The sequence below is a fragment of the Pseudomonas sp. KCJK9000 genome (genome assembly GCF_046230725.1).
Classification (GTDB): domain Bacteria; phylum Pseudomonadota; class Gammaproteobacteria; order Pseudomonadales; family Pseudomonadaceae; genus Aquipseudomonas; species Aquipseudomonas promysalinigenes.
Map to the genome: position 1 here is coordinate 1 of NZ_JBJJLN010000118.1, position 2,992 is coordinate 2,992.

A 2,992-nucleotide genomic window follows, 5' to 3' on the forward strand; every position below is an offset into this window, starting at 1 on the left:
CGAAAAGTCATCAGTACCATGATCAAGAAGAAGTATCATTATAGCTAAGCCCATTAGATGTCTCGAAGCTCACTATTCTATCTGGAATGACAGGAAGCTCTTCAGACCGATGAGTACGAAGGGGCGATGGCCGGGAAGCATCATCTCGCAGCGCCCGTCTTGGTTCAGGGACGGAGCTGTCAGGTTGAAAAGCGAGATATCCGAATCTGGCGCAGGGAAAGTTACCTGCTGGTTATCCGGGGCACCGTTCCAGCAGCCGACCCCGAAGTCTTGCGGTAGCCCTGGCCAATGATTGTCTTCCCAGTTTTAGTCATAAGTTGTCTGGCATCCGGGCTTGATGCGCCTGCAGCTCGTCTACCGTGAGGTAAGCGTCAGGCGCAATGGAGGTTCAGCCGGGTCGGGCGATGGGTTTACGCCTGTCGTCTCGGTGCAGTTAGCTGGGGTCAGGAAGCTTCGTAAAGTGATATTGTTTGGCCACGCTGAGTTCATGATAAAAATATCCAATCGTAATGGTGGTTCGGCCTTAACTCAGTAATCCTGTATTGCCCTGTCCTCTGAATCCGAAGGGTCTTCGCTTTTTATAGCTTGGATCAAATTGTTGGCTAGTCATCAACGGACTACTTCATCAGTTTTTCGAGATCAACGCTAGATAACGGCAGTTTTGGCCTGTCAAAGTTACGAAGGATGAGTAGGTGCGGATCCATCTTCACACGACGCAAGTTTTCCAAAGTCGGGCTTCCGCCGAGAACAAGTGCGGGTTCGAAACCGTACATCTCATCTGGGCTTAAAGGGCCGTATTTCTTTAGTGCACGATTAAAAAGTGATTTTCCATTGATGTCTGAGTTGTCAAAGTCATCTGGGTCGCTAGCGCCAAAAAACGACCGAATTGTAATGTTTTGAGCGGCAAGGGGCTTAGACTTCAATCGGTTTTTTAAAGCAAGTATTTCATTGTGGTTGCAAATTATTGATACACTGCGTCCAGTTCTTTCTCCGCACAGATATAAGTTACCGAATGCACTTCTGGCTATCACGTGGAAATTATCAAAGCTTTCTAGTAGAGTATCTGCTAGCCAACTTTTTTTGAGGTGCTCAAAGTCGTCAGGATTTACCGTCCAAATTAATCCGTTTCCATAACCAGCCCATCCTTCATTCCTCCAGTACTCCATCAACGCGGGAGGTAGAATGTTTTCCTATTTTTTGAAGGCGTTATGCGGGATCGGGGTTCTTTGAGTGGCCTCGCCGAAACATTCTATAAATTGAGAAAAATCTTCATCTAACATTTATAATTTACCTTTGTTGCTTGGAGGGCAGATTGTTAGCTCCACATTCATCATGTCTTTTTCGTCGCCGCGTTTGATTGCGCTTTTTGGCTGCACTTTCAATTGTTTCTATTCGTTCTCTGTGTCCCCAGCTTCCACCAATTGCACTGTTCACAACTTTGTCTCCCAATCCTGAAGGATCGGGACTGTGCCACCCTCCGGCAACCATGTCAGGCTCGTGTAGCGCAGCCAGTTTTTCCATAATCGCCTTGCTCTCAGCTTTGGCTTCGATTTTCGCAGCTTTAGGGCTTACATTTCTATTCCTCTTGCTCTCATAGATGCTACTTTCTATTTCCTTTCGCCGGTCACGTCGATAGTCAATTTGTGCTTTTTCCGCTAAAGGATTTCGACCCGAATTTCCAGCTTTCTTCTTGGCTTTTTCGAACATTACTCTCGCATCGGCAAATTCCCTGGCCGACATGTTGTTGATGGCATCCTCCTGCCGTTTCAGCTGACGCGCATACTCCCTCATGTATTTGTTCTTTTCTGCCTCGCCCATCTTCTTATAAGCCTTGGACTGTCTGGGATCGAAGCATTCCGGCTTCTTCCTGGGAAGTCTCTTGGGCTTGACCTTTCCGCCGAGCGCCTGTTTGCGGGCAGCGGCCACCTTAGCTTTCTTCTGTGCTGCTTCTTTCGCTGCGTGCTCTGCTCCTTCTTTCGCAGCTTTTACAGAAGCTTCCGCCGCATGCCGTCCGATCTTGCCAGCAGTTCCCACATACCCCGCAAAGGGAATAGCCGAGACTAAAGACAGGGCCGCGACCGCATAACCCCCCGGCAAGGCTGATACCCGCGTTGGCGATGTCGGCGATCTCGTCCACCACCGAGCGCCCGTCTTACTTCAGGAAAAGAGCTGTAATCTTGGACAGTGCAACCTATTCATCGGATGCAGGGAAGGCCACCTGCTGGTCAACAGGTGCGCCGTTCCCACAGCTACGATAACTTCTAGACCCAAGGCTACGACGAGTGCATTAGCCGGACGATCAAAAAGATCGCAATCCAAGGCTTCCACTTTCTCTAATTCGCTGCGCTGGGATCACAAGTGCCGGCGTTCGTGATCGCTTACAATCTCGTCAGACGCCCCAAGGTCTGCGATGGGGCACGGCCTTCCAGGTAATTTTTGATGCCTTGGAGAAATCAGAGCGCTTCACTATCCATTCGCATCATCTAACACCGGACCATACATCTTAACTAGACTCTGTACTGATCGTACATAATGTCCGATAGTATCTTGCATTGAGTTTTAGTCCACGAGATCCTTGTCTCGTAAAATATTAAGGAAGGTAATGCCGTCACTTTCTTCTAAGAAGATTTCTTCACCGTCTAGCATGTACGCTTTTAATAGTGCTTCTACTCCAGAGCTTTCATCCTCAAGGAGGATGTAGCACTGGCCTAGCCGGTAATGTACGAAGGGGTTCTCAGTTCCGCCGGGGGCGTTTAAAGAATTTAAGAAACTTATTGCAGCAAGTCTGTAGGCTTTCTTATGGTAAAGAGCATCACCGATAGAGGCGGATAGCCACGCGTACGCCTCCCAGTCATTTTTTGGTTCAGGAAGAATGTCCAGTGCTTTGGACCACTCGGCAATTGCAGAGTCATACTGTTCATTGTCAATGAAATTATTGCCTTTTTCGGCGTGAGAGTTTATCTTGGCAAGAATTTTTTCTGGAAGATTCATG

The 2,992-nt window shown here is 48.3% G+C and carries 3 protein-coding genes and 1 pseudogene; all 4 read right to left on the reverse strand.

The genetic code is table 11. The annotated features are described in order from the left end of the window. Positions 1 to 72: 72 nt before the first annotated feature. Positions 73 to 291: pseudogene (locus tag ACK59H_RS22780) on the reverse strand (DUF2169 domain-containing protein); the annotation flags it as partial. Positions 292 to 617: 326 nt separating this feature from the next. Next, positions 618 to 1,184: a GAD-like domain-containing protein gene (locus tag ACK59H_RS22785; RefSeq protein ID WP_409264974.1), complete on the reverse strand. Its 567-nt coding sequence runs from the start codon at positions 1,182 to 1,184 to the stop codon at positions 618 to 620. A 103-nt stretch (positions 1,185 to 1,287) separates the two neighbouring features. Beyond that, positions 1,288 to 2,097: a polymorphic toxin type 15 domain-containing protein gene (locus ACK59H_RS22790; RefSeq protein WP_060478010.1), complete on the reverse strand. Its 810-nt coding sequence runs from the start codon at positions 2,095 to 2,097 to the stop codon at positions 1,288 to 1,290. A 462-nt stretch (positions 2,098 to 2,559) separates the two neighbouring features. Continuing rightward, the coding region (locus ACK59H_RS22795; protein ID WP_060478009.1) for a hypothetical protein at positions 2,560 to 2,992 on the reverse strand (433 nt) is incomplete at its 5' end.